Origin of the sequence: Spiroplasma endosymbiont of Nebria brevicollis, from assembly GCF_964030895.1 — a bacterium.
Lineage (GTDB): Bacteria > Bacillota_I > Bacilli_A > Mycoplasmatales > VBWQ01 > Spiroplasma_E.
Window position 1 is genome coordinate 622,932 of sequence record NZ_OZ034986.1, and the last position, 16,217, is coordinate 639,148.

Here is a 16,217-nt window from a genome sequence, read left to right on the forward strand (position 1 = left end):
TAATTACATTATTATTACTGGTGGTAAAACTGTTACTTCGCCACTTCAATTCTTTTTAGTTAATAAGGACTATAAATTTATTGATTTAAATAGCTTTGATGCTTTAAAAAATGTAAATATTAAAAATGTTCAAGTAATTGATAGCACTCATGTTATGATTACTGATGGATATTATAATGGATTTTTATTAACTATTAATAATGAAAAAACAGATGTTAGCAAATTAAATATTACAATTCTTAGTGCAAAGAAAATTAGTGATAATCTAGTTGCTATTACAAGTGAAAAAATACTTTCAAAAGAAAAAAAAGATATCACAATTATTTATGATATTGTTAATAACAAACAAATCCAAGAATTTGATGATATTATCTTTACTAATATTAAAATGTTTAATGATCAAAAAGGTGTATTAACAACAGCTGATTTAAAAACCTACTGAGTTAGTAATAATAATTATGTAACTTTAAAGTTATTAGATTTTAAAAGTACCGGTCTTGATTTTTTAAATAGTAAAACTATTATTGCTACTAGCGAAACATCATCATACCAAATAAATATTGATGGTACTTTTTCTGTTTTAAAACACTCAGGAGAATTTGATTTTTGTAGCAATAATCTTGGTATCGTTTTTAACTATGATGAATCTTATTTAATTAGCCAAGAACCTATAACAAATGAATTAAATTATACTCAAATTAAAATTAATAATTTGCCTATCAATCTTTATGACTATCGAACACCAGTTGTCGTAGTAAGTGAGGGCTATTTAATGTTTTCAGTAAATACTAATGGAGAATATAAATCATATGTGATAGACAAAACTGGTAATAATGTTGAAAATTTTTCCTACTAATTATGTAGTAAACTTGGGTGCAATTTATGATAACATAAGTATTGTTCTTAATCCCACAACAAGTGAAACTGATTTTTTAACTATTTCTTAAGTTAAAAAGTATCTTTTATTTTAAAACCTGTTAGTTTCAATAACTAACAGGTTTTAATTTTAAATATTCAAAGAATCAATTCATTTCTTAACATCATCTAAGATTTCTGTAATATTAGGTTCATTTAAAATAGCATGTTTTCCATTTTCATAAAAATTATAAGTAATTCCATCTCGTCAATGTTTATTATTGATTTCAATCTTATTGAAATCAGCAAAGGCATCTTGACCTGATTGTACAATTAACACCGGACATTTAGCACTATTAAGATTTTTAGGAACATTTTTACTTAACTTCTGAGCTTGTAAGGAGAATAACAAAGTGAACTTCATATTAGTCATTGCCCGCATTTTACCATTTTTAATATATTTAGGATTAGTTGATATTTCTTCCATTTCAAAAGTAAGAGGTAAATTATGATGTTTATGAAATATAAAACCTAATAATGATTGACAAATCAATGAAGGTTTTAATTTAAATACTTGTTTTTTAGTAACAAAATTAGTTAGTACCACACCATCAATCATTTTAGTTAATTTCTTAGCAGCTAATGCTGTTAAAGCTGAACCTAAAGACTCACCCATTAAAATAATCTTTTTATCAGGATAACGTTCATTTAAAACACTAATAATATCTTTAATGTCATTAATAGTTGTCCCTAATGTGTGATATTTTCATTTTTCATTTTCTCCAAAACCACGTTGATCAAAACTTAAAAAAGAAATGCCATTTTTAGTAAAATATTTAGCTGATGTTTTAAAATCAGTTAATGAAGCACCCATTCCATGAACACCAATAATAATATATTTGCTACTATTAACAAACTTAAATTCAGTATGTAAAAAATAATTATCACGAGTTATGATTCCCTCATTACTTCATTGGGGAAAATGGAGATTACGTTCTCAGTAATAGTCGATATGAAAAATTTGATAAATGCGATAAATAATATAAATTAATAGTAAGACTGCTAAAATACTAATGACTACTGTTCATCAATACTGTTGCCAAAAATTATCCATAATAGTTTAATAACCTCCAAAAATAGCACAAGAATAAAATTGCTTATTAATATTTTATCAAATTAATTAATATTTTATTCAAACTAAAGCAATTCAGGTATATTTAATTAAAAAAGTTTTTTTAAAATGCATCTAAGAATTACCTAGATGCATTTATTCTTTATTAAAATTATTATTTTTTAACAATCTCAGCAACTAATTGTCCTTGTGTTATTTCACCTTTAACTAACACGTTAACTTTATAGTCTAACATTGTTTCAGTAGTAAACACAATTGGTGTAACAACTTCTTTTTTACCTTTTTCTTTGATTTCTTGTAAATTTGCAATCACCATAACATCATTTTTGTTAATTCTATTACCTTGTTTAACTTTGATGTCAAAACCTTTACCTGCTAATTCAACTGTATCAATTCCAATATGAACTAAACATTCAACACCAGTGGTATCATCTTTAATTCCATAGGCATGCCCTGTATTGAAAACAGTTGCTAAAACTCCGCTAAAGGGCGCAACGAAACTAATTCCTGCTTTTTCTTTATAATGAGGAATAATGGCAAAACCAGTTCCTAACATTTCTTGGGCAAAAACAGGATCTTGTACTTCACTAAGATTAATAATTTTTCCAGAAACTGGGGCATAGATTTTTAATTTCTTACTTTTACCTGTATTTTTTGAAAATAATTTTCACATTTTTATTCTCCTCTTTAATTACAATATATGTATACCTTATAATTCTAGCATAACTTTTATTAATTTAATCAACTAATTAGTGACATAATGGCACTTATTAGCGAAACTAAAAACATAAAGGCAATCATTAAAAAAATTTTACGTTTAATGAATACTAAAATACCTTCTTCTTTGCTAATCTTCAAATACTTTTGATTATTTGGCTGTTTACTTCATCATAAGTGAATACCTAAAAAAATAATTCCTAGCACTATTGATGAAGTTATTCATACAATGAACCCAACAGTTGTTGTAGTTTGTGGTGTTGCTACTGCTTGAAAATTTCAATACATTTTATAATATCCTTTATTTTATTTTTAACGTCTTTTCAACTAATGATTTAACTTCATCGTTAGTTTCACATTCTAAGGCTTTGGCAAGCAATTGCTCCATATCCTTTTTATTTAAAGTACTAATAATTTTTCTTGTTTCTAAAACACTAGATGCTGACATTGAGAATTCGTCTAATCCTAATCCCACTAATAATGGTACAGCAATTTGGTCACCTGCCATTTCGCCACACATGGCAACAGGACGATTATGTTTATGTCCACCATCAATTGTCATTTTAATTAAACGTAAAATAGCAGGGTGATATGGTTGGTACAAATATGACACTTTTTCTGACATACGGTCAGCAGCAATACTATATTGAATTAAATCATTTGTGCCAATTGAAAAGAAATCAGCGTATTTAGCAAATGTTTCGGCATTAATAGCAGCAACAGGAATTTCAATCATCATTCCAATTTTAATATCATCGCTAACAGCAATCTTAGCTTTTTTTAATTCATCTTTACATTCTAAAGTTAATGCCTTGGCTGCTTTAAATTCTTCAACTGTGGCAATCATAGGAAACATAATTGCTAATTTGCCAAAAACAGAGGCACGCAGTAAAGCACGTAATTGAGTTTTAAAAATATCTTTACGATCTAAACATAAACGAATAGCACGATAACCAAGGAATGGATTCATTTCTTTTGGTAAATCTAAATAGGATAATTCTTTGTCACCACCAATATCTAAAGTCCTAATAACAATTTGATTTTTTGTTTTTTCTAATACGGCTTTATATTGTTCAAATTGAAATTCTTCAGTAGGAAAATCATTACTTTCCATATATAAGAATTCAGTTCTAAATAATCCCACACCTTGGGCATCAAATTCTAATACTTTATCCATATCTTTCGGTGAACCAATATTAGCTTCTAATTTTACTTCATGATTATCTTTAGTTACAGTTTTTTTTCCTTTAAATACTAGTAATTCTGTTTGTAGTTTAACTCATGCTGTTTGTTTAGCAATCCATTTATTTTTTTCACTAGCATCCAAGTTAATTTCAACGTTTCCCTCGCTACCATCTAAGGCACAAATTTGATTATCTTTTATTTTAGCAGTAACGTCTTGTAAACCAAGAACAGCAGGAATGCCGATACTACGTGCCATAATTGCTGCATGTGATGTTCTACCGCCAATATCACATAAGAATCCTTTGACAAATTTTGGGTTTAACTGACTAGTTTCTGATGGAGTTAAATCATGACTAACGATAATTATTTCTTCTTTAATAGCTGTTAAATCTACAGTTTTGATATTTAAGATTTTTCTTAAAATACGATCACGAACGTCAATGACATCCCCAACACGTTCACGGAAGTAGTCATCATCCATTCCTTGTAAAGTAGTAATAGTTTTATTAGCAACAATTTCAGTAGCACGTACTGCATTAAACATTTCTGATTTAATTAGTTCCTCTACACCTTCTACTAATTCAGGATCGGTTGTGACACTAAGATGGGCTTCAAAAACAGCAGCTTTATTAGCACCCATAGTTGCTGTTGTTTTTTGAATTAAAACTTCAATATCTTTGCCTGCAGCCTCTAAAGCAGCATGAAATTTCTTAATTTCATTAGCTACTTGTTTTTCGTTAACTTTTTTATCACTAGTTTTAATTACTTCATGTTTTAAAACTAAAGCTTTAGCTAAGGCAATACCATTACTAGCACCAATGCCTTTTAATTTTAACATTTAATTCACTCCTCATATTTTGTGTTTAATTAGCATCATTTAAATTATAATAAATATTTCCTATAATTGTTAAAAAAATTATTTATTTGTGATAAATATCATAATTAAATAGTAAATTAATGTTTAACATTCTTAATAAAGTCAAAGTTTTTTTGTGTTAGCAGTTTTTTGAAAGTAATAATAAAAAAATCATAAAATTCCAAATAATTTTAATTTTATTAATATTGTTCGCAACTGCTAGTTTTTCATTACTATCATTAATAGTTAATACATATTCTTCTTGAAGTTCTAAGAAAGCACTTAGAATTTTTTGATTTTTGTTGATGATTTTTCTTCCATTTTCTTGCTCCTTTTTTAATCCTACATACAATTAAAATTGTACCACATAACGAAAAATACCCAAGAATTCATTGATATTTATTTGTTATTTTTGGCATGTATGGAGAAAAATCTGAAAATAAATATATTGAAATTTCATATTAGGTATGTTTTAGTACTTTTTATTAAATACAAAAAAACTATTAAAAATGATAAAATCATAATTATAAAAACACTAGGAGGTAATGAAAATAATGTCAAACAAAGTATTAGTAATCAAATCATCACCAATTACCAAAGAAAAATCATATTCAATAGCACTAGTTAATCATTTTGTTAAATACTACTGTGAATTCCATCCAGAAGATGAAATTATTGAATTAGATTTAAATGAAATAGCCATGAGTAAGAAAAATATTAATACTCACAACTTTAACGAGTATTTCAATAAGGACGATTCAGATTTTTATATTAACCAATTAAAAAGTGTTCAAAAAGTAATTTTTGTTTCACCTATGATTAATTTTAATATTAGTCCTATTGGAAAAACTTACTTAGACCATATCCTAGTACCTAACAAAACCTTCTCTTATAAATACCAAAAAAAAGGTGATGCCATTGGTTTATTAGATAACCTAAAAGTACAAATTTTAACAACACAAGGTGCCCCTTTTGGTTGATATCCTTGAGGAAATCATACTGAATATTTGCGTGGTACTTGAAACTTTGTTGGAGCCAAAGTAGTAGCACCAATATTAGTAGCAGGAACGAAAGTTAAGCCAGAAAGTGATTTAACACCTGAGCAATTAATTGATAAGTATGATGTTAAAATTAAAGCTGCAGCTAAGATATTTTAAAATAGAGATCTTTCCTAAATAAACATAAACACCTATAATAAAGTAGACACATAAAAGTCACTATTGTGATAATTATGGTAAAGCTTTATTATAGGTGTTGACAGTTTATAGAGACAACTTTTCATCATGCTTTTCTACAAAACTAAAGCATATTACTAATAATTAAGCAGGTCAAACTGAATCATCATTACCTTGAATAATAGAAATATTATTTCTACTTCATGTTTCATAATCATAACCATTAATATCTAAATTAAATCGAAAAATGTTACTTTCTAAATAAATTTTAAAAGCATTTTCACCTTTCAAATGTTGATTTAAAATTTGATTTGTAAAATTTACATCAACATGATTTACCACCAGCATATGTATTATAAGTTTGAAAAAAATCATTGGTAGTTAAAACATTTTCATTAATAGCAAGTTTTTTAATTTTATCATTAGCATAACTAATAACATCACCAAAAGTATTATTATTATTTTTATAGTTTTCAAACTCAGTTTTATTCATTGTTAATCTAAAACTTCCGTTATCAGCTATAAATAACTTACGGCTCAAAGTTCCGTTATTCATAAAAATAGTAGCATATTTGTCAGCAACATCATCAATTTTCTTTATTCTGCTTTGATTTTCTACAATTACTGTCGGGATAGTAATTGGTAATAAAGTTAAGTTATCATAACTTCAAGCATTAATTTTATACTCTGATGTTAAACTAACACTAGATAAATCCTGAGCAGGTATTAAAGATTTAGATTGTCATGAATCTAAATATCTTTCAAAAGTTTGATTTTGAACATTCATACCTGATTCTCCATGTTTTTTTAAAGCACTAATTACTTCTGATTTATTATTGGAATTAAAAATATTAGGACCATTATCAAAAATACGTAATTGCATTCCTGTCATAACATGATCTGAAATTTGTCTTAAAAAATTAGAATTAATAATTTTTTCTTTGGCAGTTGCTGCTAGTGTTAAATAGTCAGTTTCATCAACTACTGGTGGTGTTTTATTTCAGCCACAGGCCATCACATTTAATGGAACTGGGGTGGTAAGGGTTAATACCGTTAGTAAAGATAGTAGTTTTCTCATAAATTGTTTCCCTCTTTCTCTCTATATTGAAAGTACCACTTATTTAGTGAAACATTCTACTCTTATTATATATATTTGTATACATATAGTGTTAAATGTGCTAATTAAATCAATAAATATCATTTATAGGTGTACTAAAATCAATAGCATTTGCTTGCAATTTATGTGATAAAATCTCAATTACACATAAAGAAATCCAAAACCTAAAAAATATTTTTCAAATAAATAAAAAATTCCTACTTTTTATAAAAAAGGAGATAAAATAACATAGGAAAGGAAGATGAATTTGAAAATAAACAATGACTTATTAAAATCTTCACATATTGTTTTCGATGATAAGGTTAAAACACAAAAATCAGCATTAAAAAAAATTGCTGATTTAGCGTTATCATTAGACTACATCACAAACAGTGAAGAATTAATACAAGCATTTCTTGCTCGTGAACAAGAATCAACAACTGGGTTTGAAGATGGAATTGCCATTCCGCATGCACGAATAAAATCAATTAAAACTCCGGCAATCTTAATATTACGCACTAATAATGGCGTTGATTGAAAAGCAATTGATGGCTAATTAATAACAAACATTATTATTGCTTTAATTATTCCAGAGGCACAAGCAGGTTCTTTACATTTAGATGTACTAAGTGCCCTTGCTACTAAACTAGCCAATGACCAATTCCGTCACAAACTTAAAACAGCAACCAATGCTGAAGAACTTATTACAATTATTAATGACATTACTACTAACAACGAAAATACCACTTTATTAAAAATACCAACCAAAAAAATTGTTGGAGTTTCGTCTTGTACAACTGGAGTAGTCCATACTTATATGTGCAAAGAACTTTTAGAAAACGCAGGAAAAGAACTAGGCTATCAAGTACATATCGAGTGTCAAGGCCAAAAAGGGCCTGAATTTGTACTTTCAGAACAAGAAATCAATGAAGCTGATGTTGTTATCTTAGCAACCGATGTTGCTATTGAACTAGATCGCTTTGTTGGTAAAAAAACTTACTCTTGTGGCACAAGACCAGTTGTTAAAAGTGCTAAACAAACAATTGCTGATGCTTTAGCAAAAGGTCAAACATATGGAGTTGCTAATGCTACTGATAGTGGTGACTTTATCTTAAATGCGTCTAAAGGAAAACCAGCAATCTTAAAACATTTACTAAGTGGAGTATCATTTATTATTCCCTTTGTTGTGTTTGCCGGATTAATTTTTGCGATTGTTAGCGGGATTGCGAAAGGCACTTATGGTAATAACTTTGCTTTCCAGAATAGTTGAGAAAACCAAATTGCTTGAATTATTAAAGCCCAAACAGATGGTTCAATTGCATTAAGTGTCCATCCAACAACCTTTATGCATGTATTAATGATTATTAATAATATAGCAGGGATTGGTTTTACGTTAATGATTCCGATTATGGGAGCATACATTGCTTATTCAATTGCGGGAAGACCAGGCATTGCACCAGCCATGATTGTGACATTCTTACTAGTAAGTCCAACTACTGGTATGTGGTGAGATTTCAATGGCGCATTAAATCTTACTGATAGTAAACCGATTGATGCTCATCATGCATTCCAAGGTAATGCCAATGTATCATGAACGCTATTTGGAGCATTATATGGAGGATTATTATCTGGTTATCTAGTTAGATTTGTTAACTCATGAAAAGTACCAAAATGATTATTACCAATTATGCCAATTATTATTATTCCTGTCTTCTGTACAGCTATTATTGCTATTCCGACTGCTTTCTTATCAGCAGCACCATTCGGATATGTAATGGGAGCATTAGACTATGGATTAAGTTGAATGGGAATCCATCCAAGCATTGGTTTCTTAGTAGGATTATTTTAGGAGCCATGGTTGGATTTGATATGGGGGGCCAATTAATGGGAGAAAACCCTGTCGCTGCAGCTATTCCAATTGCACCACTAGGTTGTGCTTTAACTTCAACCGTATTTGGTCGTAAATTATTTAGTAAACAAGAAACAATCATTGGGGTGAAATGCTTGATTACTAGGCTTTATGGGAATCTCTGAATCTGTTATTCCATTTGCAGCGAGAGATACTTGAAGAACTATTGTTGCTAACGTAGTGGAAAGCGCTATTGCAAGGGGCATTAGCATTTATCTTTGGAGTTGTTGGTCATGTTGGGGTCTGAGGTTCATTTATTATTGCCTTATTTGGTGGTGTAACTGATACTGTTGGTAGTTACATTGGAATTTTATGATACATCATTGCCATTGTTGTAGGGATGGTTGCTCAATCAATTATTTACACATCATTACTATTACAAAAACAAGGTCTATATAAAACTTCAATGATTAAAATTTTGAATAAGGTTGGAATTAAAACCAAACCACCAACTAAAGTTTCTAAAGAAAAAGATGTTTAAAAATTATGAACAATAATGAAAAAACTTGATGATTTGAAAACCAATATGGTAAAACGTATATTACTATTAATGACCAACAAATTACTATGAATCATAAAGGTTTAACAACATTTAGTTTGAAAAAAAGCGTGATAATATTATTCTTGTTAGTAATATTAAAACCGTAATTCTTAAATTACCAACGTTTTGACAATGTGGATATCTCTGTGTAGTTTTAAAAAATGAGCCGCTTGTAACAAATGCTGAAGAAATCTTATTAAAAGATACTTGTATTGCTTTAAAGCGTAAATCAGAATTACCAGAAGCAACCATTATTAAAAACCATTATTGATAAGTTAATTATTTAAATTTAAAGCATCATTACTTTTATAGTAATGATGCTTTTATATACCTGAATTAGAAAAGGAAAAAAATATTATTTCTTATCTTTAATGTATTCTAAAACTGCTTTAATATGTTCTGTTGGTTTAACATTTAGAAACTCTTTTATAATTTCTAAATCATTATTAACAATAAAAGTAGAACGACTAATTGCTAAAAAGGTATTATTAAACATTTTTTTATTTTTTAAAACTTTAAAGTGATTACATAATGCACTATCTGTATCGCTAACTAATGGAAAAGGTATGTCATATTTACAACTAAAATCATTTTGCTTTTTAACTTTATCACGAGAAATACCAATAAGTTGGTATCCTAAATCAACAAAAGTTTGATAGTATTCACTATATTTTACTGCTTCTAAAGTACAACCAGGAGTTAATGCTTTGGGATAAAAAAAGATAACATATCCTTTTTCTTTTTTATAATCATTAAAGGTTTTGATTGTTCCATCATTAATATGCAATGGCAAACTTGTTAACAATTGATTCATAGTTATTTTCCTCGTTTCATGTAAGATGTTAGTAATTACTGTAATAATAACACAACTTTTATTATAATGATATTATCCTTTTTTGATATATTTTTACCACTTTTAGCAAGTATTTAACTAATAGAATTTTAAACATTGATTTTTTTTACGATTATTGCATTTAAAATAAAATTAATTTAAATAAGAATGAAATCAATTTTTAAACATACAAGGGAATTGCTTCATTAGACTTCTTTTTAATTTTGGCTAGTATTTGTTGGGGTGCACTTTAAATCACAAATATTTTACTAGCACCTTTCACGTTTTTACTATTTGCAGGATTTTCGAAATTATTAATATCACTAGCATTAAAATTAGAACTATCATCTTTCAAATATATTTTTTTACTAAGACAATTCAAACCTAATCCTGGTAATACACCTACAGTTGCAATAGTACAACCACTAATCATAAGAGCATTTTTCATTGATTGAATGTTCTCTTTTTCAGGTTTATAGTATCAATCAATATTAGCATATAAAAGGAAACCTCCTAGAGTACCTACTAATCATGCTGCTGTAACAACAACTGTTAATTTTAAAATCAAAGAACAATTTCAAAAACTGTTTTGCATTTCTAATGACATATTTTATCAGTCTCCTTTAAATTATTAATCTAGATTATACATACTGTTAATAGAAATTACAAACTTTTTTATTAGACTGATAGAATAATTATTTTTACAGATAAGAGAGTTAAATAAGTATTTCTTGCAATCTATTACTTGTTTATGAGTTAAATTGGGGCGCATATATGTTTAAGGGAATAAAAATAGATAGTTATTAATATATTCCTATCCGTAAACAACTTTATTCAGTCTGTGTGATTGCTTTAATGATTTAGGAATTAGGTTATTATCCATGGGTTAGTTGCTCCTTTTTAATTTGCTTTTCTAGTTTTTCAACTTTCGTTTTTAAGGTTTTGATTTTAAGATCATAGTTATCTAAGAGTTTAAGAATGTTATTGGTTTTAATTATTAAGTTTTAGTTATTTTCTTTTAACTCATTAATGGTTAAATAGGGGTTTGGTTGTAAGGTTAAGGTACTGAATTTAGTAATTAATTTTTGTTGCTCTTTATTAGTTAAGTTAATAATTTTTTGAATATTGTTATTCCTTCATTTACCAACTAATTTCATGGTTGGCACTTTCATTATGCCTTTATTGTAAAAATAGGTATTAACACCGTTAATTTTAATAATTAACGGAATTTCATTACTTTCATTTTTCAATGATGTTCCAAATCATACTAATGATTCTTGTCCTAAAAAATCTAAAAAAAATAGCAGGTCTGCCAAATTCATGATCTAACTTGGGATTTCTTAACAATTTATAGATACTCATTTTTTTGAAATTTAATTATTTTATTCTTCCTTTCATAAATAATGGTTTAATAATAATTAATAAAAAATAATCAGGTTTCCTACTTGCAATTTAAAATAAATATGTAATAATATTTATGTTATAGGTTAATGTAAGTTAACCGGTGGTGGGTAACAAAATCTCACATCGATTATGGAGAACCGTTAGGTTCTCTTTTTTCTTATCTTAATTCATAATTCGTTTTAAAAATAAAAAAACGCAAAAAGATGTGAAACATACTTTGCGCTTACGATAGTTATATACTATCAAATTATAGCATTTTTAAAATTATTTTTTTTACTAATGTGTCTCAATCATTTTTAAATATTCTTCTGAGTTATGAAGATGAACATTATCATAAATAATCTTTAATAATGGTTGTTTTTCAGCGAATAAATGATTACCAATTGTAATAAATGTTGTTTGTGTTCTTGATACAGCTACATTTAAATCATTAACTTGTGAACATAATCATCTAATTGAAGATAAAGTTTTAATGCCTACTCCCCTAATGACCCACAATTTAGATTAAGATCACAATAATAATATCTCATTTTGGAACACAGGAATTAATTTAAAAATATCTAGTTTTCCTATATTTTAAAAATATACTTTTAGGTATAATATATAATAAACTTTTAACTAAATTGAAGGAGCAAAAAGAAATAAAATGTCAAGTTTTAATATTGAATTTATTAAACAAATAGCGCCAAGTACAATATTTTTTCGTGGTCAAAACATATATAGAAACAATTATTTAACATTACTTAAAAAAGAAATAGTTAATATTAGCGATGAAAAAAAGCAATTGATTTTTATTTTTTCCTGTTTAGCTTCACAAAGTAATGAAGAGTATAAAGTTGGAATTAGTTTTTTATATTTTAATAATAAAGTTGAATTAGAAAAAGTAACGTGCAATTGCATGTATGTTTTAACTAATAGAGCTGACTGTAAACATATTATTGGTGCTTTACTTTATTGTTTTTATAAATCAAATGGAGATATTTTACAATGAAGTGGCTTTCTTCAACTAACTACTAATTTACTTAATTTTTTTAAAATGCAACAATCGCTTAAAATTGCAGCAACAGATACCATTGATTGTAAAATTACATGTGAAATTATTAATGAAAACAAATCTACATTAAAATTTAGTGTCGGAATTAAAAACTTCAAAGAAGTAAAAGATATTAATGAATTTTTGGAATTATTAATGAAAGAAAAACCTACATTTGTGCAAGAAAGACGTTTTGCCAATCTTTATGGTATTTCTTTAATTCCTGAATCGCAACGATACAGTAACAAATTTTTAAGATTATTAAAATTTTTAAAAGAAGAAACAGAGTTGTTTAATCATGCCCAAATAACTCACTTTAACTATGTTTATCATAAAAATAGAAGTAATTGTTTTAATATGTTAGCGTTACAAACGGAACGTTTTTTTAAACTTATGGAAAATGAAAGAATTGATTTAGTAATAAACGATACTTTATATGCTAATGTTCCCATCACTGAAAAACACTACCAAGTTAATTTAAGTGTTAAACTCCAAGATAATAAAATTCTAATTAAAAATGAAAAGACTAATCCTTTATTTTTAACAAATCAACTACAAGCCATTTTTAATAACGATAAAATTTCATTTTTACAAGATAAATATCGTAATAGTAGTGGATTTATTTTACAAACCATGAGTTTCCAAAATAAAAATGAAATTTTATTTGATGAAAAAGGTAGTCAAGAAGCATTTCAATATATTATTCCTGTTTTAAAACAAGAAACAGATGTTGTTACTATGGATGAACAATTACCAGAATATGTTGAAAACAATTTAGTAATTGAAAGTTTCTTTGATTTTGATGGAAAATCAGTAATCTTAAAACCAATTTTTAATTACAATAGTGTCTTGTTTGATATAGATAATAATCGTAATCACCCGACAAAACTCGTAATCCGTGATTATGATAAAGAAAAAAACTACTATAGTTTTATCAAGTTACTACCATTTGTTAAACAAAATAATCAACTATTTTTAAGTGATATTAATGATATTATGAAATTACTAGACCAGTTTCTACCAATGTTAGAAAAACATTCAACCATTTATTATACTGATAATTTTAAAAAAGTCCGTCTTATTGAATTTAAATTAGTTACTAGCGGTGTAAGGATAAACCCAGAAAACAGTTTGTTAGAATTTGATTTTGCCTTAGGGCAAATCCCTACTGCAGAATTACAAGCAATATTTAATGCCGTGAAGTCTACTAATAAATATCACCGATTAGAAGATGGTGCGATTATTGACTTGCAAAATAAAACGTTACAAAAATTTGCTAAATTGGTTGATAAGTTTGATGTCCCATTAAATGAAATGGCACCTGGTAAATTAAAATTACCAAAATTTAATGCTTTCTTTTTAGAGCAACAACTAAAATCATTTAAAGGCGTGTCAGTTAAAAAGGACCAATTTTTTAAAGATTTTATTAAAAAAGTTAAAAATTTTGCACAAAACAAAATTGTCATTAATTCGAATCTTAATGCTACATTACGTGATTATCAAATCAAAGGTCATCAATGATTAAAAACTTTAGCTGGAATTGGGTTTGGTGGAATTCTAGCTGATGAAATGGGTCTTGGAAAAACATTACAAACTATTAGTTATATTGCTCAAGAATATGAAGATAATCCTAACATGAAACCGATATTAATTATTGGTCCTGCTTCTATTATTTACAACTGAGAAAGTGAATTCAATAAGTTTGCTCCCCACATAAAAACTATTGTTATTGCTGGTGACAAAACAACAAGAAAAGTTATTTTATCTTCCTTTCAAAATTACCAAGTGTTAATTACTTCATATCCGTTATTACGACGCGATTTTACTGAATATGAATCTTTATCATTTTCTCATTGCTTTATTGATGAAGCCCAACACATTAAAAATCCGATTTCGTTAAATGCCAAAGCCGCTAAAGATATTAATGCTCCGATTCGATTTGCCCTAACAGGAACACCAATTGAAAACAATTTAACAGAACTATGATCAATCTTTGATTTTGTGTTACCTGGTTTCTTATTATCACACCATAAATTTAAAAAACAATATGAAACACCGATTGTTAAAAATGAAGATAAACTATTATTAAAAGAATTAAACAATAAAGTACAACCTTTTATTTTACGAAGATTAAAAAAAGATGTAACTTTAGAGTTGCCTGATAAAATTGAAAATAAAATTATTATTGAGATGACTGACCGTCAGAAAAAAATGTATAGTGCCTATGTGAGTGCTGCCAAAAAGGATTTAGATGCTACCATTGATACTAAAGGTTTTAATCAAAGCAAAATTAAAATTTTAGCTGTCTTAACAATGTTACGTCAAATTTGTTGTGACCCTAGTATTTTAAATGAAGGCTATGCTAATGAAAGTGCTAAAATTGATGCTTTAAAAGATATGTTATCAGAATTAATTGGCTTAGGTCATAAGATTTTAATTTTCTCGCAATTTACTCGTGTTTTAAAAAATATTGCTCCCATTTGTGAAAAATTAAATATTAATTTTCTTTATTTAGATGGCAGTACTAAAACTCAATCACGTTTAGCGATGGTGGAAGCATTTAATCATGATAAAAATATTAGTGTGTTTTTAATCTCTTTGAAAGCAGGAGGAGTTGGTCTTAATTTAACTAGTGCTGATGTTGTGATTCACTTTGATCCATGATGAAATCCATCAACAGAAAACCAAGCTACTGACCGTGCACACCGCATTGGACAAAAAAAAGTTGTCCAAGTCATCAAACTAATTACCAAAGGTACAATTGAAGAAAAAATCATTACCATTCAAGATAAAAAACGAGCAATGATTAATTCTGTAATTGATAGTTCTGATGATGCACAACTAATTACTAACTTAAGTGAAACTGAACTAAAAAGTCTATTAGACCTAAATTAATTTTTTATTATATCTTCAAATAGTACAAATTTTTCTTGACTAAGTAAATTTTTAAATATAATTTGGATTTGATTAGTATTAATAGTTTTTACTAAGTCTTCTAATTGTAAAAATAAACTTCTTAAATCCAACATCACATTTTCAATTTCAAATTTTAATTTTTGATCAATTTTCTTTTGTGATTTGGTTTTTTCCAAATTAAGATAATTAACCATAATTGTCATATTAAAATAGTCAATTAAACTAATAACACCATCTTTTTTAAACATATACACTATCCACCAACCTTTGTTTACTTATAATCTTATGTTTTTCTAATTTGCATCTATATATAAACACTATTTTATCATAACAAAGTTTAGTGACTAAGTCATTAAAAACTTATAATTTTGTCTTTCTTTTTAAATTATAGATGTTCAAAGTTACTGTAAAATAATAAATTTTATTGTTCGATAATATTGTTTTGTCAATAAGATTATTGTATAATAATCTATGAATTAGAATTATAGCAAGACAGCTACAAGCTGTCTTTATTATTTTTAATGTAATATATTAATGTTCTTTATCAGGGTTAATATATGAACATT

18 protein-coding genes and 1 pseudogene are annotated in these 16,217 nt (G+C 27.1%); 7 read left to right on the forward strand and 12 right to left on the reverse strand.

What is annotated here, in order from left to right; translation table 4 throughout:
* Window positions 1-154: 154 nt before the first annotated feature.
* Window positions 155-856, forward strand: a complete 702-nt coding sequence (locus tag AAHM98_RS03600; RefSeq protein ID WP_342277108.1) for a hypothetical protein — start codon at window positions 155-157, stop codon at window positions 854-856.
* A 150-nt stretch (window positions 857-1,006) separates the two neighbouring features.
* Here AAHM98_RS03600 and AAHM98_RS03605 read toward each other — a convergent pair whose 3' ends face one another.
* The 5 genes from AAHM98_RS03605 to AAHM98_RS03625 form a co-directional block, all read right to left on the reverse strand.
* On the reverse strand, window positions 1,007-1,969 hold the full coding sequence (locus AAHM98_RS03605; protein WP_342277109.1) for an alpha/beta hydrolase: 963 nt from the start codon (window positions 1,967-1,969) through the stop codon (window positions 1,007-1,009).
* A gap of 172 nt (window positions 1,970-2,141) precedes the next feature.
* Window positions 2,142-2,660, reverse strand: a complete 519-nt coding sequence (locus AAHM98_RS03610) for a PTS glucose transporter subunit IIA (protein WP_342277110.1) — start codon at window positions 2,658-2,660, stop codon at window positions 2,142-2,144.
* 59 nt (window positions 2,661-2,719) lie between these two features.
* A complete protein-coding gene (locus AAHM98_RS03615) occupies window positions 2,720-2,992 on the reverse strand; it encodes a hypothetical protein (RefSeq protein WP_342277111.1) in 273 nt (90 codons plus the stop codon).
* A 13-nt stretch (window positions 2,993-3,005) separates the two neighbouring features.
* On the reverse strand, window positions 3,006-4,727 hold the full coding sequence (ptsP, locus tag AAHM98_RS03620; protein WP_342277112.1) for a phosphoenolpyruvate--protein phosphotransferase: 1,722 nt from the start codon (window positions 4,725-4,727) through the stop codon (window positions 3,006-3,008).
* 157 nt (window positions 4,728-4,884) lie between these two features.
* Entirely contained in the window at window positions 4,885-5,097 is a 213-nt protein-coding gene (locus AAHM98_RS03625) for a hypothetical protein (RefSeq protein ID WP_342277113.1), read from the reverse strand.
* A 202-nt stretch (window positions 5,098-5,299) separates the two neighbouring features.
* Here AAHM98_RS03625 and AAHM98_RS03630 point away from each other — a divergent pair, with 202 nt between their 5' ends.
* Window positions 5,300-5,902 (forward strand): FMN-dependent NADH-azoreductase, encoded by a 603-nt coding sequence (locus AAHM98_RS03630; RefSeq protein ID WP_342277114.1) that lies wholly within the window; start codon window positions 5,300-5,302, stop codon window positions 5,900-5,902.
* 162 nt (window positions 5,903-6,064) lie between these two features.
* Here AAHM98_RS03630 and AAHM98_RS03635 read toward each other — a convergent pair whose 3' ends face one another.
* Complete coding sequence (locus AAHM98_RS03635; protein WP_342277115.1) at window positions 6,065-6,211, reverse strand: hypothetical protein; 147 nt, start codon at window positions 6,209-6,211, stop codon at window positions 6,065-6,067.
* Complete coding sequence (locus AAHM98_RS03640; protein WP_342277116.1) at window positions 6,189-6,998, reverse strand: hypothetical protein; 810 nt, start codon at window positions 6,996-6,998, stop codon at window positions 6,189-6,191. Before AAHM98_RS03640 ends, AAHM98_RS03635 begins: the two co-directional genes overlap by 23 nt.
* A gap of 280 nt (window positions 6,999-7,278) precedes the next feature.
* Between AAHM98_RS03640 and AAHM98_RS03645 the strand changes: the two are divergent.
* From AAHM98_RS03645 to AAHM98_RS03660, 4 genes and pseudogenes are all read left to right on the forward strand, one after another.
* Window positions 7,279-7,725: pseudogene (locus AAHM98_RS03645) on the forward strand (PTS sugar transporter subunit IIA); the annotation flags it as partial.
* A 63-nt stretch (window positions 7,726-7,788) separates the two neighbouring features.
* Complete coding sequence (locus tag AAHM98_RS03650) at window positions 7,789-8,865, forward strand: fructose PTS transporter subunit IIB (RefSeq protein WP_342277251.1); 1,077 nt, start codon at window positions 7,789-7,791, stop codon at window positions 8,863-8,865.
* Between the two features lie 253 nt (window positions 8,866-9,118).
* The gene (locus AAHM98_RS03655; protein ID WP_342277117.1) at window positions 9,119-9,406 is read left to right on the forward strand and encodes a hypothetical protein; all 288 of its coding nucleotides are present in this window, start codon (window positions 9,119-9,121) and stop codon (window positions 9,404-9,406) included.
* Window positions 9,407-9,411: 5 nt separating this feature from the next.
* The gene (locus AAHM98_RS03660; RefSeq protein WP_342277118.1) at window positions 9,412-9,573 is read left to right on the forward strand and encodes a hypothetical protein; all 162 of its coding nucleotides are present in this window, start codon (window positions 9,412-9,414) and stop codon (window positions 9,571-9,573) included.
* 248 nt (window positions 9,574-9,821) lie between these two features.
* Here AAHM98_RS03660 and AAHM98_RS03665 read toward each other — a convergent pair whose 3' ends face one another.
* From AAHM98_RS03665 to AAHM98_RS03680, 4 genes are all read right to left on the reverse strand, one after another.
* Window positions 9,822-10,280, reverse strand: coding sequence for a peroxiredoxin (locus tag AAHM98_RS03665; protein WP_342277119.1), 459 nt, complete (start codon window positions 10,278-10,280; stop codon window positions 9,822-9,824).
* Window positions 10,281-10,548: 268 nt separating this feature from the next.
* Window positions 10,549-10,905: a hypothetical protein gene (locus tag AAHM98_RS03670; protein ID WP_342277120.1), complete on the reverse strand. Its 357-nt coding sequence runs from the start codon at window positions 10,903-10,905 to the stop codon at window positions 10,549-10,551.
* Between the two features lie 397 nt (window positions 10,906-11,302).
* Window positions 11,303-11,620 (reverse strand): hypothetical protein, encoded by a 318-nt coding sequence (locus AAHM98_RS03675; RefSeq protein ID WP_342277121.1) that lies wholly within the window; start codon window positions 11,618-11,620, stop codon window positions 11,303-11,305.
* 358 nt (window positions 11,621-11,978) lie between these two features.
* Window positions 11,979-12,200: a hypothetical protein gene (locus tag AAHM98_RS03680; protein WP_342277122.1), complete on the reverse strand. Its 222-nt coding sequence runs from the start codon at window positions 12,198-12,200 to the stop codon at window positions 11,979-11,981.
* A gap of 148 nt (window positions 12,201-12,348) precedes the next feature.
* Here AAHM98_RS03680 and AAHM98_RS03685 point away from each other — a divergent pair, with 148 nt between their 5' ends.
* Window positions 12,349-15,630, forward strand: coding sequence for a DEAD/DEAH box helicase (locus tag AAHM98_RS03685; RefSeq protein ID WP_342277123.1), 3,282 nt, complete (start codon window positions 12,349-12,351; stop codon window positions 15,628-15,630).
* On the opposite strand, the gene AAHM98_RS03690 is transcribed toward AAHM98_RS03685, so the two are convergent.
* Window positions 15,627-15,899, reverse strand: a complete 273-nt coding sequence (locus AAHM98_RS03690; protein WP_342277124.1) for a hypothetical protein — start codon at window positions 15,897-15,899, stop codon at window positions 15,627-15,629. The two genes, AAHM98_RS03685 and AAHM98_RS03690, sit on opposite strands and share 4 nt — an antisense overlap.
* Window positions 15,900-16,217 lie beyond the last annotated feature (318 nt).